We start from the raw sequence: 16,307 nt of genomic DNA, 5'->3' as shown, positions 1-16,307 counted from the left end.
CGGCCCAGCACCATGAGCTCGGGCTGCTCCCGCAGCAAGGCTGCAGCGCTGCGGTTCATGGCCGCCACGTCGAACAGCTCCGGGCCGGGTGTGGCCCCGCCCAGGTCCACCCGCACGCCGGCGCGGCGGGCACTGTCCAGCACCAGGGAGATGCGTTCATTGAGTCCGACAAAACGGTCGCCGAAACGGCTTTGTTCTGCAGCCAGCGGGGCACGCAGGTCCGGGTCGGCCAGCTCGGCCAGTGCCGGCGCGCTGGCGCGCACAAAATAGCCAACCCGCGGCCGCGCCTCAAGCCAGCCGCGGTCTTCCATCACGCGCAGTGCCTGCAGGGCGGTCGACAGGCTCACTTCATGGCGGCGCATCAATTCACGCACCGACGGCATGCGGCTGCCCGCCTGCAGGGCGCCTTTGCCGATGGCTTCACCGTAGTCGGCGGCAAGTTGCTGGTACAGCGGCGTGTCGTTGGGCTTGGTCATGGCTTGATCTTGCGGGGCGCCGCTGTTTCGAAACAGATACAGGCGGCACTCAAATCAACCATAACAGAGCCCGCCTAACGCTTCTGATGCCCTCGTCTTTCCATGCGCTGTGCCTGTTGCGCCCGGCGCTCCCCTTTTACGCTTGAAACAGGAGGTCAATACACCCTATGTCAATTCCATCTTCACGGCAGGCTGCCCTGGACAGCATCGTCCATACCCTGGGCTACAGCTTCGACGGCGACATCCGCAGCGGCGGCAACTATGCCCCGGTGGTGCAGGAAAACCATGTCGCCTACGTCAGCGGCCAGATCCCGCGCGTAGGCGACACGGTGGTGGTCGCCGGTCGCGTGGGCGCCGACGTCACGCTCGCGCAGGCCCGCCTGGCCGCACAGGTGTGTGTTGTCCGCGCCCTGCTCCTGCTGGCGCAGTCGCTCGGCAGCCTGGACGGCATCGGCCGCATGCTGCGCATCACCGTTTTTGTCCAGAGCGCCCCTGACTTCACGCAGCAAAGCGAGGTGGCCGATGCGGCTTCGGACCTGCTGCACGCCGTGCTGGGCCAGGCTGGCCAGCACACGCGCACCTCGGTGGGGGTTTACCAGCTCCCAAAAAATGCGGCCGTGGAGGTGGACCTCATGGTGAGCACACATGCACGCTGACCGCACACTGCCGTCCGGACAGCCACTGAGCCTGCGCCTGTCAGCCGGCGACGAACTCATGTGCACGTCAGGCCAGCTGCAGCTGGCCACCACCGGCCCCTGGCTGGGAGAGGCCTGGGCACCACCGCTGCAGCAATTGCCGGCAGGCCGGTCGTGGCGCGCCAGCGAAGACCTCTGGGTGAAGCTGGAAGGTGTCCGCCAACCCTCGCGCTTCAGGCTGCTGCCGGTGCACCAGACCTGAAACACCACCCCAAGACGCACATGCTCAGCGCAGCTTGAGTGAAGTTTCCCGGAAGCTGTTCAGGGTTTCAGCAATCTGTGTCGACACCATCGCAGACCCGGGATACGACAGGTGATTGTCGTCCGCGTACATCAGCGCACCATCTATCAGGGACGTGCATTGCAGCGGCACGGAGGCATTGCAAAACAGGCTGGAAGGGTGAACCACCTTGAAGCCGGAAATACCCTGGAACTTTGCGAGCGTGAGATCGAAAGCAGCATTTCTTTTTTCAAAAACGCTGGCATCGTAAGCCAGGGACAGCTGGTCAAGGCTTGTATCACTCAACATGTAAAGCGCCTTTTTGGGCACATTCCAGCCCGGCTCGGGAATGGTATTGACCACCACGGTATTGACCCCTGCCTGGGCCAGGGACCTGAAGGTTTCTTCAAACAGGGAGGACAGCAGGGTGACGCGGCCTTCGTCGCCCTGTTGGTGGGCAGCCAGGAAGTTGCTCGATTTCTCGCCCACACCTCCCTGCAAATTGTCAAAGGGTACCCTGTGGATATACCAGCTCCATCGCGCCACCAGGACAAGCGCATCCACATCGCCGTCCTGCAAAAGGTCTTTGTAGATGGCTCTGCTGCGGGCAATGCATTTGTCATCGGCGAGCACCCCGTCCGCAGCGAATATCGGCGGGCAATTGCCGTCTGTGATGAGCACGAGCTTTTGCCCCTGGCTCTTGAGGGCTTCACTCAGGCTATGAAAAAGCGTGTAGGAATGGGAGTCGCCAAACAGGACAACTTTTCTGACAGCATGAACATCACCACCTTCGCAGGCATTGGCGATGCCCATGGCGGAACATCTGTCCCAGGTTTGTGCACCCGGGTCATGTGCCGGCGCACGCATCAGCTGAAGCTGGGCCGGTTTGTAGGCTTTGAATTCCTCCGGCCTGTCCTGCAACAGCCAGCCTCCGGCGATCATCACGGCTGAAATCGCACCGAACAGCGCCGACATACCGAGCTTGCCCGCTGTCGAATACCGGACCGGCCGTTCAATGGCCACCAGCGAAAAATACGCCATCCCTGCCAACACGGCAAACAGCCAACCGACGGGAACGGAAACACCGTGCTGCGACTGGTAGATATTGCCCAGGGCAAAAACCGGAAAATGCCAGAGATACAGGCTGTACGACATGGCTCCGATAAACACCAGCGGGCGCGCAGACAGCAGACGGGCCGCCCAACCCCGTTCATTGAAAAACAGGATGAGCAGCACCGTTCCCAGTACCGGCATCAGGGTAGGCGGCCCCGGGTAAGGCGTCATCTTGTCAAAGGCAAAGACCGGAAACACAATCATCAACAGCCCGAGCAGCGGCAGGCCCTCCCTGACGGCCCAGTGCCCTTGCTGGCGCTGCAGGAGGAGTGGCCGGGGCAGGAAAACAATCAGGGCCCCGGCCAGCAGCTCCCATGCACGCGTCGGAAGCACGTAATAGTTGCTGACCGGAAAATTTCTCGCTCCCAGGATGGACAGCAGGAAAGAAACAACAAAAATAGCCAGCAGGACGCCGAAAACATGCTTGCGTCCGAAGCGCCAGAGCAGGTACAGGAGCACGGGGAAGATCAGGTAGAACTGCTCTTCAACCGCCAGGCTCCAGGTATGCAACAGGGGCAGCTGATCAGAAGAAGGGGCGAAGTAGTCTGCCGATTTCCTGAAATAGAAATTGGCAAGGAAAGTCAGCGCATACACATTGCTCCTGCCAAATGCGGCCAGGTCATTGGGCAACATCAGGTACACGGCCGCGGGCAGCGTCAGTAGCAAGACAAAAAACAGGGCGGGCAGAATTCTTTTTGCCCGGTTGTAATAAAAACCGCTGAAGGAAAACTGATCCGCCTTCAGCCCATCGGAAATGATGGACGTGATCAGGTAACCCGAGATGACAAAAAAGACGTCGACGCCTACATAACCGCCTGAAAAAATGGTGAATCCCGCATGAAAAAGAATGACTGGAACAACTGCAAGAGCTCGCAATCCATCGATGTCCGGGCGGTATTTTGTTGATTGGGTTATGCCGCTCATGGGAGCGGATTATGGGTGCAAAGCAGGGATACTCCGGTCATGAGCGCAACTTTCACACCCCTGCACCTGCTCGACGCCTGGCAAGCCGCCGCCCTGCTCGCGCGGCGTGAACTCAAGGCCATCGACCTGGTTCGTGCCTGCCTGGACCGCATCGCCGAGCGCGAAGCGCAGGTGCAGGCCTTTGTGCAGCTGGGCGCCGATACCGCGCTGGCGAAGGCGCGCGAACTTGATGCCGGCCCGGTGCGCGGTTTGCTGCACGGCTTGCCGTTCGGCGTGAAGGATCTGTTCGACACCTTTGACCTGCCCACTGCTTACGGATCACCGATTTATGCCGGCCGGCAACCGCAGGCCGATGCCGCCGCCGTGGCGCTGTGCCGTGAAGCCGGCGCTGTGCTGTTGGGTAAAACGGTGACCACCGAACTGGCGAACATGTTCCCCGGAGTCACGCGCAACCCGCACCATCCGGAACACACGCCCGGCGGTTCGTCCAGCGGCTCGGCCGCTGCGGTGACCGACGGCATGCTGCCGCTGGCGCTGGGCACACAGACCGCCGGCTCCCTGATACGGCCCGCGGCTTTCTGCGGCGTGGTCGGCTACAAGCCCAGCCACAACCGCGTCCCCCGGGCCGGCGTCAAAAGCCTGTCGGAAACGCTGGACACGGTGGGCGGCTTTGCCCGCAGCGTGCGCGACGTGGCGCTGCTGGGGGCAGTGCTGACCGGTGATGCGCGGCTGGCCGACCCGGCCGCCTTCGATGAACAGGCAGCTGCGCCGCGCATCGGCCTGTGCCGGACATTCGAGTGGGCGCAGGCGGATGACGACACGCAGCAGGCCTGGGCGCAGGCCGAAATGGCGCTGGCCGGCCACGGCACGCATCTCGCACTGCCGGCGTCATGGAGCGAGCTGGTCAGGGTGCAAAAGGAAGTGCAGGCTTTCGAGACCGCCCGCTCGCTGAGCCACGAACGCCTGCGGCACCGGGACCAGCTCAGCGCGCCGCTGCTGGCCTTGATCACCGATGGCCTGGCGATCAGCGGCGAAATCCATGCACACAACCTGCAGGCCACCGCCGGTGCACGGCAACAGGCGCAGGCACTGTTCGACCAACACGACGCGCTGCTGGCGCCCAGCAGCGTGGGCGAAGCGCCGCGCGGGCTGGACAGCACCGGTGACCCGCTGTTCTGCCGCAGCTGGACCTTGCTGGGCCTGCCCTGCGTGCACCTTCCCTTTGCCCGCGGGCACAACGGCTTGCCGGTCGGTCTGCAACTGGTGGGCGCTTATGGTGCCGACCAGAGGCTGCTGGCCGCCGCACACTGGGTGCACCAGCGCCTGCGCAGTTGATTCCTGCAGAAAATTCCTACACCAGGCGGCGCTGCGCACCCACAGGTTTTCCGGGCTTGCCGCTTGCAGGGGCATTCGATTGGGCGCATTCTTGGAGCGCGGTTTTCTGCCGCTTCGGGAGTTCGTCATGCGCTCATTTCGCCGTTGGCTCTTCCCTCTCATCTCGGCCTGCTGGCTGGCGGTTCCGCCTGCCCATGCAGCCACGGACCCGCCTTCGGCTGCGCAGCGGATGATCGAGGCGCTGGCGAGCGCCAGTTCGTCCGTGGTGGGCATTCGTGTCACGGCGGCCGAAGACGCGCGCTCGGCAGACACGCTAGGCCAGCGGCGCATAGGCACGGGCGTGTTGATCGCACCGGACGGGCTGATCCTGACGATTGGCTACCTGATGCTGGAGGCCGAGCAGATTGAGATCGTCACCCAGGACAACAAGACCGTGCCGGCCCGTCCCGTGGCCTATGACCTGGCCACCGGCTTCGGCTTGCTGCGGCCCCTGCTTCCGGTGCAGAGCCTGGGCCAGGTCAGCGTGGCGGTGCTGGGCAGCAGCCAGCGCCTGCAGACCGGCGAGCCGCTGATGGCGGTGACCGGACCGCAGACCGATGAAGACGGTGCCGTCAACATGACGCAGCTGGTCAGCCGGCGCGCATTTTCCGGCACCTGGGAATACCACATCGAAAGCGCCCTGTTCACCAGCCCGCCCATCCTCTCCAGCGGCGCCAATCACAGCGGCGCGCCGCTGTTCAACCAGCAGGGCGAGCTGGTGGGCATAGGTTCGCTGCTGGTGTCGGATGCCACCGGGGAGAACCAGCGCGTGGTCGGCAACATGTTTGTGCCGGTGGATTTGCTGCGCCCCATCCTGGCTGAAATGCAGCGGTCCGGCACCAGCATGAAAAGCCGCCGGCCCTGGCTGGGCCTGAATTCGAACGACCAGGATGGGCGCATCCGGATCATGCGCATCAGCAGGGACAGCCCTGCCGAGGATGCCGGGCTGGAAGCGGGCGACGTGGTGCTGGCGGTGGACGGCGTCCAGGTCGCCACCCTGGAAAGCTTCTACAAGAAACTCTGGGACCGGGCCGCGCCCGATGCCGAGGTCTCACTCACGGTGATGCACGGCGCCGAGGTCAAGACCATTGTGCTGAAAGCGCAGGACCGCCTGCTGACACTGAAGAAACCCTCGTCGATCTGAAAACATTCAGTCAAATTGGCCTCCAGCCCTTTCGGGACGGGCGCCAGCAGCTCCTGAAACGATAGCAACTACGCTGTTGCCGGCACCGGGTAACGTATCTCCACGTCCATTGCCGCGAGGCTGTTTCCGGCGGCCATGCTGCCTGCGAGCGCATCGTCGGCATCCAGCTTGAACTCGCCCACTGCGGTCTGCAACTGCTGCGTCTGCTCTGCCAGCGCTGAAGCGGCTGTTGCGGCCTGCTCCACCAGCGCTGCGTTTTGCTGCGTCGCCTTGTCCATCAGCACCATGGCCTGGTTCACATGCTCGATGCCGTTGCTCTGCTCCACCGATGCCGCCGAAATCTGCTCAAGCAGGCTGCTCACACGCCTGACGGCCTGCACGATGTCCTGCATGGTGCGGCCCGCCTGCCCGACCAGTTCAGAGCCGTTGTCGACATGCGCGACGGAATCGGCGATCAGCACCTTGATCTCGCGCGCTGCCTCGGCGCTGCGCTGCGCCAGGCCGCGCACCTCGCTGGCCACCACAGCAAAGCCGCGCCCCTGTTCGCCGGCGCGCGCCGCCTCCACTGCTGCATTGAGCGCCAGGATGTTGGTCTGGAAAGCGATGCCTTCGATGACCGCGATGATGTCCACGATTTTTTTCGAACTACCGCTGATCGAGGCCATGGTGTCCACCACCTGGACCACCACCGCGCCGCCTTGCTCGGCGATCTCCGAGGCATCGGTCGCCAGCCCGCTGGCAGAACGTGCATGTTCGGCATTCAGCCTGACGGTGGAGGTCAGCTCTTCCATACTGGAAACCGTCTCTTCCAGCGACGCCGCCTGCTCTTCCGTGCGGCGCGACAGGTCCGAGTTGCCGGCGGCGATGTCTCTGGACGCCAGGGTGATCGAATCGGTCGAGGCCTTGATGCGGCTCACCAAGTCGGTCAGCGTGTCTTCCATACCGCCCAGGGCACCGAGCAGCCGGCCGAAATCACCGCCGCGCTCGGTGGAAAACTCCTGGCTGAGGTCACCCGAAGCCACGGTTTCGGCGATATGGATCGCCTCGTTGAGCGGCTGCACAATGCTGCGCACCAGCCGGTAAGCCACCGTGCCGCCTACCAGCAGGGCAGCCATTCCGAGCCCGATCATCCAGCGCCGTGCCGAGCCGATGTCGCCTTCCACGTCCTGGCCATGGGCCTTCACCTGCTTCGTCTGCAGTTCAGCCAATGCCTGGGCTTCCTGCTGCAGGCGATCCAGCGTCTGCCGGGCTTCACCCATCCAGGCGCGGGAGGCCGCATCGCGGTCGCCACCCTCCAGCAGTTTCACCACCTTGCCAAGGGCCAGCCCGTACGACACATGGGTGCCACGCAAGCCAGTCAGCAAGGTTTTTTCTTCAGCAGGGGGGTAGCCCTGTTCCAGCGCCGCCAGTGCTTCGGCAAGGGTTTTTTCGCCGGTCGCCAGCTGCTGCTTCGCAGCCGCGGCCTGCGCCGGGTCACCCGTGAGCACCAGTTCCAGGGTTTTCTGCGCATTCGCCTGGGCGGAAGCGCCCACAGCCGCCACCGCGCTGGCCCGGCGCCAGTCGGCCCCGGCCATGTCACGACTGACAGCGCCCACACCTGCGAGGGACGCCAGCCCCACCGCCATCAGGCCGCCCATCAGCAGCCATACGATGCCAAAGCCTGCCCACAGCCGTGTGCTGACCTTCAAATTGTCCAGTTGCATGTTTTCTCTCCAGCAGGCCTCTTCCGTCTCAAACGCGGCAGAACCACATCCATGGACGGTATCAAGAAAGGCGCAGCCGGATGATCCTGAACAAGGCGTGAAAAAGCGCTCTTTTCGTCGAATTGGGAAGTGCTGCCCCCGGCCCGGGAGAAGGCGCAGCCGCCGGAGCCTTCAGAACCGGTAGCCGACCTCGGTCCACACTCGCGTTGAGTCTGTTGCCCGGACCAGCTCGGGCGTTGACCCAAGCGGTGCGGCCAGGTAAGCGCGGGCCCGCCACTGGTTGAGCCCGGTCCAGTCGAGCCCCAGCCCTGCACCGCTCAGGGACGCGCTGTTGGCGCCCGTCGTCCAGGGGCGCTGATTGACCGTCAGATGCGCGCCGTCCCAGAACGCCAGCCCCTGGAGTTTCCCGCCGCCCACCTGCCCCAGGTCGTAGCGCCATTCAATGCTTGCGCGAAAGCCTTTGTCGCCCGACAGCGCGCCCACATCGTAGGCACGCACCGAATAAGGCCCGCCCGCGGACATCTTCTGCGACGGATCCAGGTTGGTATTCGCCCACTGGCCTGCCCATGAAAAATACAGCGTGCCTCTTTGCCCCCAGCGCTGCAGGCGGGCAAAGGCCAGGTTGACTTTCGAAAACGCGCCCTGTGTTCTTGCCGTTGCCGCATCAGCCAGTTGGGCCTGCAGGTCATCAAAATCGAGCCGGCCTGCCGTCCACCCCAAGCTCCAGGTGTTGATGCCGCCGGACATCACCGTATCCCGCCAGTCCCCCGCCAGCCCCGCAGTCCAGCTGTCAAGGTGCCGATCCGTCTTCATGTCAATGACGTCAATGTGCTCGCGCAGCTGCGTCTTGTCGTACTGGACCTGTCCGTAGAGATTGGCATTCTGGGTTCGCACCAGCGGATGCCTGGCCCACATGCTCCCTGTTCTGGCTGAGCCATGCGCACCCAAAATCTCCAGGGATTCGCCAAGTTGGTAGTTCAGCAGGGAATACGCGGCTCCCGCGCGCGTGCCCTGGCCATTGAGCAGGATTTCGTAACCCGCGCGTCCATAGTTCAGCCCGGTACCAGAACTCAAGCCCCCCAGACTCAGCACATCACCGCGCTGCAAGGGGTTGATGAAGTTCACCGTGCCACCCAGGCGAGCCTTTCCCGTATAGCTGTTGCCGTAGCCGTCCAGCGCCAGATTTCCCGTCGCCGCCGGGCCGGGCGCGGCATGAATCATCAGGTCGGACGTGCCCATCTCTTCACCGGGCTTCAATACCGCCTGCACCACCACGCCGGGTATGTCCGACAACAGCAGCAAGGACTTGTCCAGCGAGGCCTGCTCGACAGGTTGCCCAATTTGCAGCGGCGCCGCCGTCGCCCGTAGCAGCACGTCATTCACGCGAGTCTGGTTATCGATGCCCACCCTGCCGTAGCGCGCCTCGATCACCAGCAGGCGCACAACGCCCGACTGGATCACCTGCGCAGGCACCACGGCCCGCGCAAAGGTGTGGCCCCGGGCGTGGTAATACTGGCCTATGCGCGCGGCCAGTCCGTCCAGTTGGTCCAGCGTCAATCTTTGCCCTTCGGCATCGGCCACCAATGCATGCAGGGCAGCCGTCTCGAACAATGTGTTGCCCAGAACCTTGACTGCTTTGACGTCCACCGGAATGGCCGCGTTTTCGGAGGACGTCTGCGCATCCTTCTCTTTGTTGACAGACAACGCTGCTCCGCCCGACGGTTGAACAGGTCGTTCGGGCGGCTGAATTTGCTGCAGGATGGAACCGATGCCAACAGGCGCCGGGCCGGCCGCCTGGGCCGCCGCCAGCACGGGTGTGATGATCAGCAGCCCAGTTGCCAGCCGATAACAGCGGCTCAGACCAGTGCTGCCATTTATGAAAAAGAGCATCCGACGACCAGCTTTATTCCTGAGAAGCAAACATATTGCTTCTCAACCTGACGCCACCATCAACGATATGCAGCCGCGGGTCTTTTCCTCCGGCGACCGAGGCGTCCTTCAGTCTCTCGACGGCCACCCTGGGGGCTGGCAAGTCTTTTCCATCTTTTCCATCTTTTGCATCAGTGCCTGCAATATGGATGACACGCAGGGTTGACGATGCTTCGGGCGCTTCGGATTTGGCACGTGCTTCGTTCAGGGCTTCCTGCGTTGCAGCCTCCACGTTCCGCCCGGACGCCACTGCGGACGAGGATCCTGACGCAGATCCGGCACCGGTCACCGGTGCCGGTACGGGTACAGGAGTAATAGCAGCCGTCAGACCGACGGGCTGCACCACGGTGTAGTTGCCTGCGTCGGCGCCGCTCAGCGTATAGCCTGTGACGGTCACGGATTTACCATTGCCCACATTCGCGTCGGCAAAAGCACCGCTGCCGGTGCCACCCACCGTCACCACATCGATGCCCAGCGCTGTCACGTTGGCGGTGCCATTCAGAGTGGCTGCGGTCGTGCCGTCATACACCTTGTTGTCCGCGCCCACACCGGTGACGGCGCGGCTGGCCGGTGTGATGTTTGCCGTAACCCCGGTGGGTTGAGTGATCACATAGTTGCCTGCGTCAGCGCCGCCCAGGGTGTATCCGGTGACAGTCACGGCCTTGCCATTGCCCACGTTTTTGTCGCCGAACGTGCCGCTGCCGGTGCCGCTTACGTTCACCGTGTCACCGGCGATGGCCGCGACAGTGGCTACGCCGTTGAGGGTAGCGCCCAGGCCAGCGTCATACACCTTGTTGTCCGCGCCCACGCCGGTGACCACCAGGCTGGCGGGATTCACGGTCAGGGTGCCATTGGCGTAACTGATGTCGTAGCCCTGTTGGTCGGAATACAGGCCGGACCCCGTCACCGTATAGCTGCCGGCATTGACCGCGCCCTGGGCAGTTCCGCTGAAACTGATACTCCCCGACAAGCTGCCGCAGGCCACATTGGAGCAACTGATGCCGGTTCCGCCATTCCAGGACAGCCTGTCGTAGGTTTTGCTGGTACTGCCGACGGTGACCGTGGTGGCCTTCATCAGTGATTTCAGCAGGGGATAGGTATGCCCGTCATACATGCGCCAGACGGTGTTGAAATCCCAGTTCGGATTGACGTTGTTGTTGGCGGCCGTGGCCGAGCTGAAATTGGCCTGCTGCTGCATCTGGGCGGTCGCCGTCATGCCCCAGCCGCCGCCGGAGCTGAAGTCTTGGGCGGTCGTCGTCCGGTCCCAGAAGCTGTTGTTGATGGCCGCCCCGTCGACCCACAAACCAACCAGCCCGCCCAAATTGCTGGTGCCGCTTACGGCGCCGATCGCGTAGCTGTTGTTGATGGTGCCGCCGGTGTCTTCCTTATGCCCCACCAGGCCGCCGATATTTGTGGTGCCGCTCACCGTACCGGTCGCATAGCTGTTGTTGATCGAAGAGTTCGAAGGGGGATCCAAAGGGTCAGGGTTAACGCCGCTCCAATACCCCACCAGCCCGCCGACATCCTGGCCGCCAGTGCTGATGACATTGCCCTTCGCGTAGCTGTTGCTGATGACACCATCGACATTGCTCATGTCCCCCACCAATCCGCCTACCTTGTTGGTGCCGGTGACGGTTGCTCCAGCGGCATAACTGTTGCTGATGCTTCCGCCGGTGCCACTCCAGTAGCCAACCAGGCCGCCTATCGTGCCCCCGGTACTGGTCACTACGCTGCTTGAATAACTGTCGGTGATGGTGCCGCTATTGAGCATGTAGCCCACCAGTCCGCCGGCATTGGATTGGCTGGTTACGGTACCGATGGAGGAATAGCTGTTGCTGATGGCACCCTGGTTGTACCCCGCCAGCCCACCTGTAAACACCGATCCATTCACCGTGCCTGTCGCGTAGCTTCGGTCAATTGTTGAGCTGCCGCCGGTTCCCCCCACGAGCCCACCGGTATCGACGCCTCCGATCACGGCGGTGCTGGCGTAGCTGTTGCTGATGGTGCCGTCGTTCCACCCCGCCAACGCACCTGTATCGTTGTTGGAACTCTTGACGATGCCGCCCACCAGGCCCACATTGCGGATAACGCTGGCTATGGAGGTGGAGCCGAACAGGCCGGTGAACCGGGTCGTGCGGTCGATGTTGAGGCCGGTAATGGTATGGCCCAAGCCATCAAAGGTGCCGTAAAAGCAGTTGGGGGTGCAGCCGGTGTTCCCCGTTCCCAAGGGCATGAATCCTGCGTTACCGTTCCAGGTGCTGGTAGGCGAAGCATCGATGTCAGCGCCCAGCACATAACGCCCGCCGAGATTGCCGCTGATACCCTGCAAATCGGTGCCGCTGGTGCTGCCTGCATTGCCCAGGTCGGTGATGACGGTGTAGGCGACGGTGGCGCCGGTGCTGCCCCGTTTGGTGCTGAAGTTGTTGCCTGCCGGCAGGTTGACCTTCGCGCCGTTGTTGACGTTATAGGTGCTGCCGGCACCGCTTGTCGTGCTCTGGCCATACTCCAGCGCCAGCTTGCCCGTGCCCGAGGCATTGAGGTTGGCGTTGATGTTGATGTTGTTCTGCGCGTTGAACGTCAGCTGGTTGGCGCTCCAGCTCACCACGTCGTTGACGTTGACATCACCCGCGGTGCCCGTGTTCCCGGTGGTGCTATAGATGGTGATGTTGTTTGTGCCCAGACTGGCGCTCAGGAGCGCGCCCGTGGTGTTCCCGCCCGTGGCGGCAATGGTGAAGTCCACCGGGTCGATCAACCAGGTGCCGGTGTTGCCTGCTGGGGCTGCGGTCGTGATTCGGGCACTGTCGGCAATCTTGACATGCGCACCCGAGGTTTCGATGAAACCACCGTTGCCGCCGTTGGGCGCCGAGGCGTCCAGCGTACCTGCCACCTTGGCGGTGCCGGCCGCCATGCCGCCCAGCAAGACGATGGTGCCGCTGCGGTTTTCTACTGTGCGCGCCTGGATCACCCCGCTGTTGTTGACCACGCTGGCGAGCAGGGAGTCCCGGGCGCCTGCGCTCATGAGCACGCGCCCGCCGTCGGCCCGGATCAGCCCGCCGTTGTCGGCCAGGCTGTTGAGCACGCTTTGATCAATCTGCACTTGCAGCAGCTGGTTGCCCTGGAAGGTCAAGGTGGCGGCGCTGCCGGCGCCCAGCACCACGCTGCCCAGCGGAGCGTTGATGGTTCCCTGGTTGCTCACGGTGTTGCCCAGCAGGGCCACGTAGCCACCCGGTGCAGCGCTGATGCTGCCCTGGTTGACGACGCTGCCTGCACCGGAGCCGCTGAAACTGCGCTTGCTGCTGTTCAGGTCTGCATCCTTGATGTCCAGCATCGAGGCCACCAACCCGCCTACATTGACCTGGGCGCCGGCGCCGAACAGGATGCCGTTGGGGTTGATCAGGTAGACCTGCCCGTTGGCGTTGAGCTGGCCCAGGATCTGACTGCCGTTGGTGTCCAGGATGCGGTTGACCGCTATGGCGCTGGCTGAAGGCTGCACAAAGTTGACGCTTTCCTGCGCGCCTACGTTGAAGCTCTTCCAGGTCAGCGAGAGGTTCTGGCTTGACTGCGTGATGGTGGTGTTGGCGCCCGACTGCGCGACGCTCCCCGTGCCGGCAGTGACCTGGCCGTCCACTGGTCCGGCCTGGGCGGTGGCTGCTCCCAGCAGCAGGGCTGCGTGGCCGGCAAAGCTGCTTCTGGAGGTGACCGTGGCGGCGGTGCGGACTGCTTTTTTGCGCAAACGTGCCATGCTGCGTACCAACTGCTCAACAAAATTGAGGAGTCGCGGTCCCGATTGCGCGTTGATCTTCGAACGATGCTTGTGCATTTTTTCACCTCCCGCGCGCCTCTTTTGTCACAAGACGATGGAGGGCACTTCGGTGGATCGTATCCAAAAAGGACTGTCCGGATAACGGGAAAAAGCGCTTTGGAAAAACGTTCTTTTCAATGTAATGAAAACGTGCTCCAGTCCTTGATGGATGGTTGCGGGTAGCTACTTCTTTTGTAGAACAGGCTTTGCACCACTGTGGGGTAAAGCAGACACGGTGCCTGCTTCAGACACCTTGAACAGCGATGGCCATTCGTCCTGCGCAACGCCGCGCAGCACAGGCGGCGGAAGCAGCGGGTGGCAGGACCGCAGCAGTGCGCTGAATAGACAGGCCACCAGCCCGGCACCTGTCCGAAGTACCGCCCCTTTTCTTTTCCTAGGAGCTGATCGACACCAGACGGCGTGCTGGCACCGCCGGAAGAACCTGGGGTCCGCGCCGCAACGTTGAGGAAGTGGGGTAGCGCTGGGGCGGTGCGGTGCGGTGCCCCTCGCCCTTGAACACGGTCACCGCCTGTGCCAGATGTTCCGCCTGCTCCTGCAATGAAGAGGCCGCCGCTGCAGCTTCCTCCACCAGCGCCGCATTCTGCTGTGTCACCTGGTCCATCTGCGTGATCGCCTGGTTGATCTGCTCTATCCCGGCCGTCTGCTCCTGGCTGGCCGCCGTGATCTCGGCCATGATGTCGGTCACCCGCTTGACGCTGCCCACAATCTCGTCCATGGTCTTGCCCGCTTCGGCCACCTGCTTGCTGCCTTCCTCGACCTTGTCGACCGAGTCGCCGATCAGGGTCTTGATCTCCTTGGCAGCGGCCGCACTCCTTTGGGCCAGATTTCTGACTTCTGCAGCCACCACGGCAAACCCCCGGCCCTGTTCCCCGGCCCGGGCCGCCTCGACGGCGGCATTGAGGGCCAGGATGTTGGTCTGGAAGGCGATGCCATCGATCACGCCGATGATGTCGACGATCTTGCGCGAGGAGGTGTTGATGGCGCCCATGGTGTCGACCACCTGGGAGACGACGCTGCCGCCGCGCACGGCGACGCTGGAGGCGGACACAGCCAGCTGGTTGGCCTGGCGGGCGTTGTCGGCGTTCTGTTTGACGGTGGAGGTGAGTTCCTCCATGGAGGCGGCGGTCTCTTCCAGGGAGCTGGCTTGCTGTTCGGTGCGGGAGGACAGGTCCATGTTGCCGGAAGCGATCTGCGCGGCCGCTGTGGCCACGCCACCAACGTTTGCCCCGATGTCCGAGACGATCGCGGTCAGGTTGGAACTCATCTGGTTCAAGGCGCGCAGCAGGGGCTTGGCTTCGTCAGCGGCCTGGATCTCGAACTTCATCAGTTCCCCTCCGGCAATGGCTTGGGCCACCTGAACCGCCTTGTCCAGTGGGCGAAATACGGCGCGCACGAGAAAATAGCCCAGTCCTGCCCAGGCGAGGGCAGACAGCACCGCACTGGCCATAAAGACACCGGGCAGCCAGCCGGTGTTGCCAGTGGGCGGCGCCAGGCGGCTGAGTTCGCGCCATCCCAGGGCGCCCCCGACCAGCGTCAGCAGCGCCGCCAGGGCAGTGACCCAGACAATCCGGTGCCGCACGGGAATTCTGCGCAAGGCAGCCATCGGGTCGGCCCAGACCGGCGGAAGCACCTCGCCCTGCCGGATCGTGACGCCGGCCGCCTGCCCCTGCCTGATCCTGCTGTAAACCTGCTCAGCCTGGGCAACCTGGGCCGGCTCCGGCTTGCTGCGCACGGACATATAACCTTCTGTCCGGCCCTGGTTGCGCAAGGGGGTGACGTTGGCCTGTACCCAATAGAAGTCACCGTTTTTGCGCCGGTTCTTGACCAGCCCCGTCCAGGGCAGGCCCCGACCCAGGCTGTCCCACATGTCTGCAAAAGCCTCCGGCGGCATGTCGGGGTGGCGCACGATGTTATGGGCCTGGCCGGTGAGTTCGTCGATGGTGTAGCCGCTGACTTCGACAAACGACGGATTGGCATAGGTGATACGCCCCTTGAGATCGGTGCGGGAAACCAGCGCTGCGCCGTCCGCAAGCTCGTAGGAATGATTGGTGATGGGCAGGTTGATACGCATGGTGGGCACTCCACTTGAAAGATGTGAATTGATATTGACATCGTTTCAATGAAAATTCCACCAAATTCATTACAAAAATCGAATCAGTTAATTACTTTTGACTAAATTACCGCCTAATTTGATATAGGACAAACTTTGGCGATTCCTTCAAAGCTGCCTCTTCCTGCCGCGCCGCAATGCGCCCGGCCGCTCTTCGAGCCAAAAACTGCCGGCATGCTCAACGATCGCGCAAGCCGGCCTCCACCGTCGGGTAATGCAGCCGCAGGCGCAGCTCCTGCTTCAGGCGCGTGTTGTCGAGCCGGCGGGACTCGCTCATGAAGCTCAGCAGCACCAGGGGCAACTCGTCCTGCGCGGCGCTCCGCGCCACCCTTGGCGGACGCGGCAGCTGGTAGAGGTCGGCCGCAAGATCGAAGTAGTCGCCCATCCTGAGTTCGGTGTCATCACTCGCATTGGTCGTGCGCTGCGGCTTGCCGCGCCACAGCGCGGCAATACAGGCGCGCGCCAGGTCGTCGGCATGAATATGGTTGGTGAACACATCGTCAGCCGGTGCCAGTACCGGCGTGCCCTTGAGCAGGCGGCCGCGCGGCGTGCCGCCTTCGCGGTCGGGCGCGTAAATGCCCGGAATGCGCAGCGTGTGCACACGCACGCCGCTGGAGCGGCCGAAAAACCGCAGTTGCTGCTCGGCATCCACCCTTCGCTGCGCACGCGGCGTGTGCGGGTTGACGGGCCGCGTCTCCCTGGCCCACTCGCCTCGGCAGTCGCCATAAACGCCGCTGGTTGAACCGTAAACCAGCGTCTGCGGCAGGCCGCGCAGCCGCAGCGCGCGCAGCAGGGC

At 63.3% G+C, this 16,307-nt stretch carries 11 protein-coding genes; 4 read left to right on the top strand and 7 right to left on the bottom strand.

The genetic code is table 11. The features are described 5' to 3' along the window. The coding region (locus tag WA904_RS02275) for a GntR family transcriptional regulator (RefSeq protein ID WP_425195506.1) at positions 1-476 on the bottom strand (476 nt) is incomplete at its 3' end. Between the two features lie 167 nt (positions 477-643). Here WA904_RS02275 and WA904_RS02270 point away from each other — a divergent pair. Together WA904_RS02270 and WA904_RS02265 are read left to right on the top strand one after the other, a co-directional pair. Continuing rightward, a complete protein-coding gene (locus WA904_RS02270) occupies positions 644-1,132 on the top strand; it encodes a RidA family protein (protein WP_425195505.1) in 489 nt (162 codons plus the stop codon). Beyond that, complete coding sequence (locus WA904_RS02265; RefSeq protein WP_425195504.1) at positions 1,122-1,373, top strand: hypothetical protein; 252 nt, start codon at positions 1,122-1,124, stop codon at positions 1,371-1,373. Before WA904_RS02270 ends, WA904_RS02265 begins: the two co-directional genes overlap by 11 nt. Positions 1,374-1,397: 24 nt before the next feature. Here the strand turns inward: WA904_RS02265 and WA904_RS02260 are convergent, their stop codons facing one another. Then, on the bottom strand, positions 1,398-3,428 hold the full coding sequence (locus WA904_RS02260) for an acyltransferase family protein (RefSeq protein ID WP_425195503.1): 2,031 nt from the start codon (positions 3,426-3,428) through the stop codon (positions 1,398-1,400). A gap of 39 nt (positions 3,429-3,467) precedes the next feature. Between WA904_RS02260 and WA904_RS02255 the strand changes: the two genes are divergently transcribed. Then, on the top strand, positions 3,468-4,763 hold the full coding sequence (locus WA904_RS02255; RefSeq protein WP_425195502.1) for an amidase: 1,296 nt from the start codon (positions 3,468-3,470) through the stop codon (positions 4,761-4,763). Between the two features lie 127 nt (positions 4,764-4,890). After that, a complete protein-coding gene (locus WA904_RS02250) occupies positions 4,891-5,946 on the top strand; it encodes a S1C family serine protease (RefSeq protein WP_425195501.1) in 1,056 nt (351 codons plus the stop codon). Positions 5,947-6,014: 68 nt separating this feature from the next. On the opposite strand, the gene WA904_RS02245 is transcribed toward WA904_RS02250, so the two are convergent. From WA904_RS02245 to WA904_RS02225, 5 genes are all read right to left on the bottom strand, one after another. After that, complete coding sequence (locus WA904_RS02245; RefSeq protein ID WP_425195500.1) at positions 6,015-7,649, bottom strand: methyl-accepting chemotaxis protein; 1,635 nt, start codon at positions 7,647-7,649, stop codon at positions 6,015-6,017. Positions 7,650-7,820: 171 nt separating this feature from the next. Continuing rightward, positions 7,821-9,539, bottom strand: a complete 1,719-nt coding sequence (locus tag WA904_RS02240; protein ID WP_425195499.1) for a ShlB/FhaC/HecB family hemolysin secretion/activation protein — start codon at positions 9,537-9,539, stop codon at positions 7,821-7,823. A 13-nt stretch (positions 9,540-9,552) separates the two neighbouring features. Next, on the bottom strand, positions 9,553-13,398 hold the full coding sequence (locus WA904_RS02235; protein WP_425195498.1) for a YDG domain-containing protein: 3,846 nt from the start codon (positions 13,396-13,398) through the stop codon (positions 9,553-9,555). A 376-nt stretch (positions 13,399-13,774) separates the two neighbouring features. After that, the gene (locus WA904_RS02230) at positions 13,775-15,472 is read right to left on the bottom strand and encodes a methyl-accepting chemotaxis protein (protein WP_425195497.1); all 1,698 of its coding nucleotides are present in this window, start codon (positions 15,470-15,472) and stop codon (positions 13,775-13,777) included. A 217-nt stretch (positions 15,473-15,689) separates the two neighbouring features. Beyond that, a partial coding sequence (locus tag WA904_RS02225; RefSeq protein WP_425195496.1) for an NAD-dependent epimerase/dehydratase family protein occupies positions 15,690-16,307 on the bottom strand: 618 nt, incomplete at its 5' end.

This window comes from Polaromonas sp., assembly GCF_049790275.1.
Lineage (GTDB): Bacteria > Pseudomonadota > Gammaproteobacteria > Burkholderiales > Burkholderiaceae_C > Polaromonas.
Note: the sequence above shows the minus strand (reverse complement) of the source record. Positions and strands in the feature narration are given on the sequence as shown.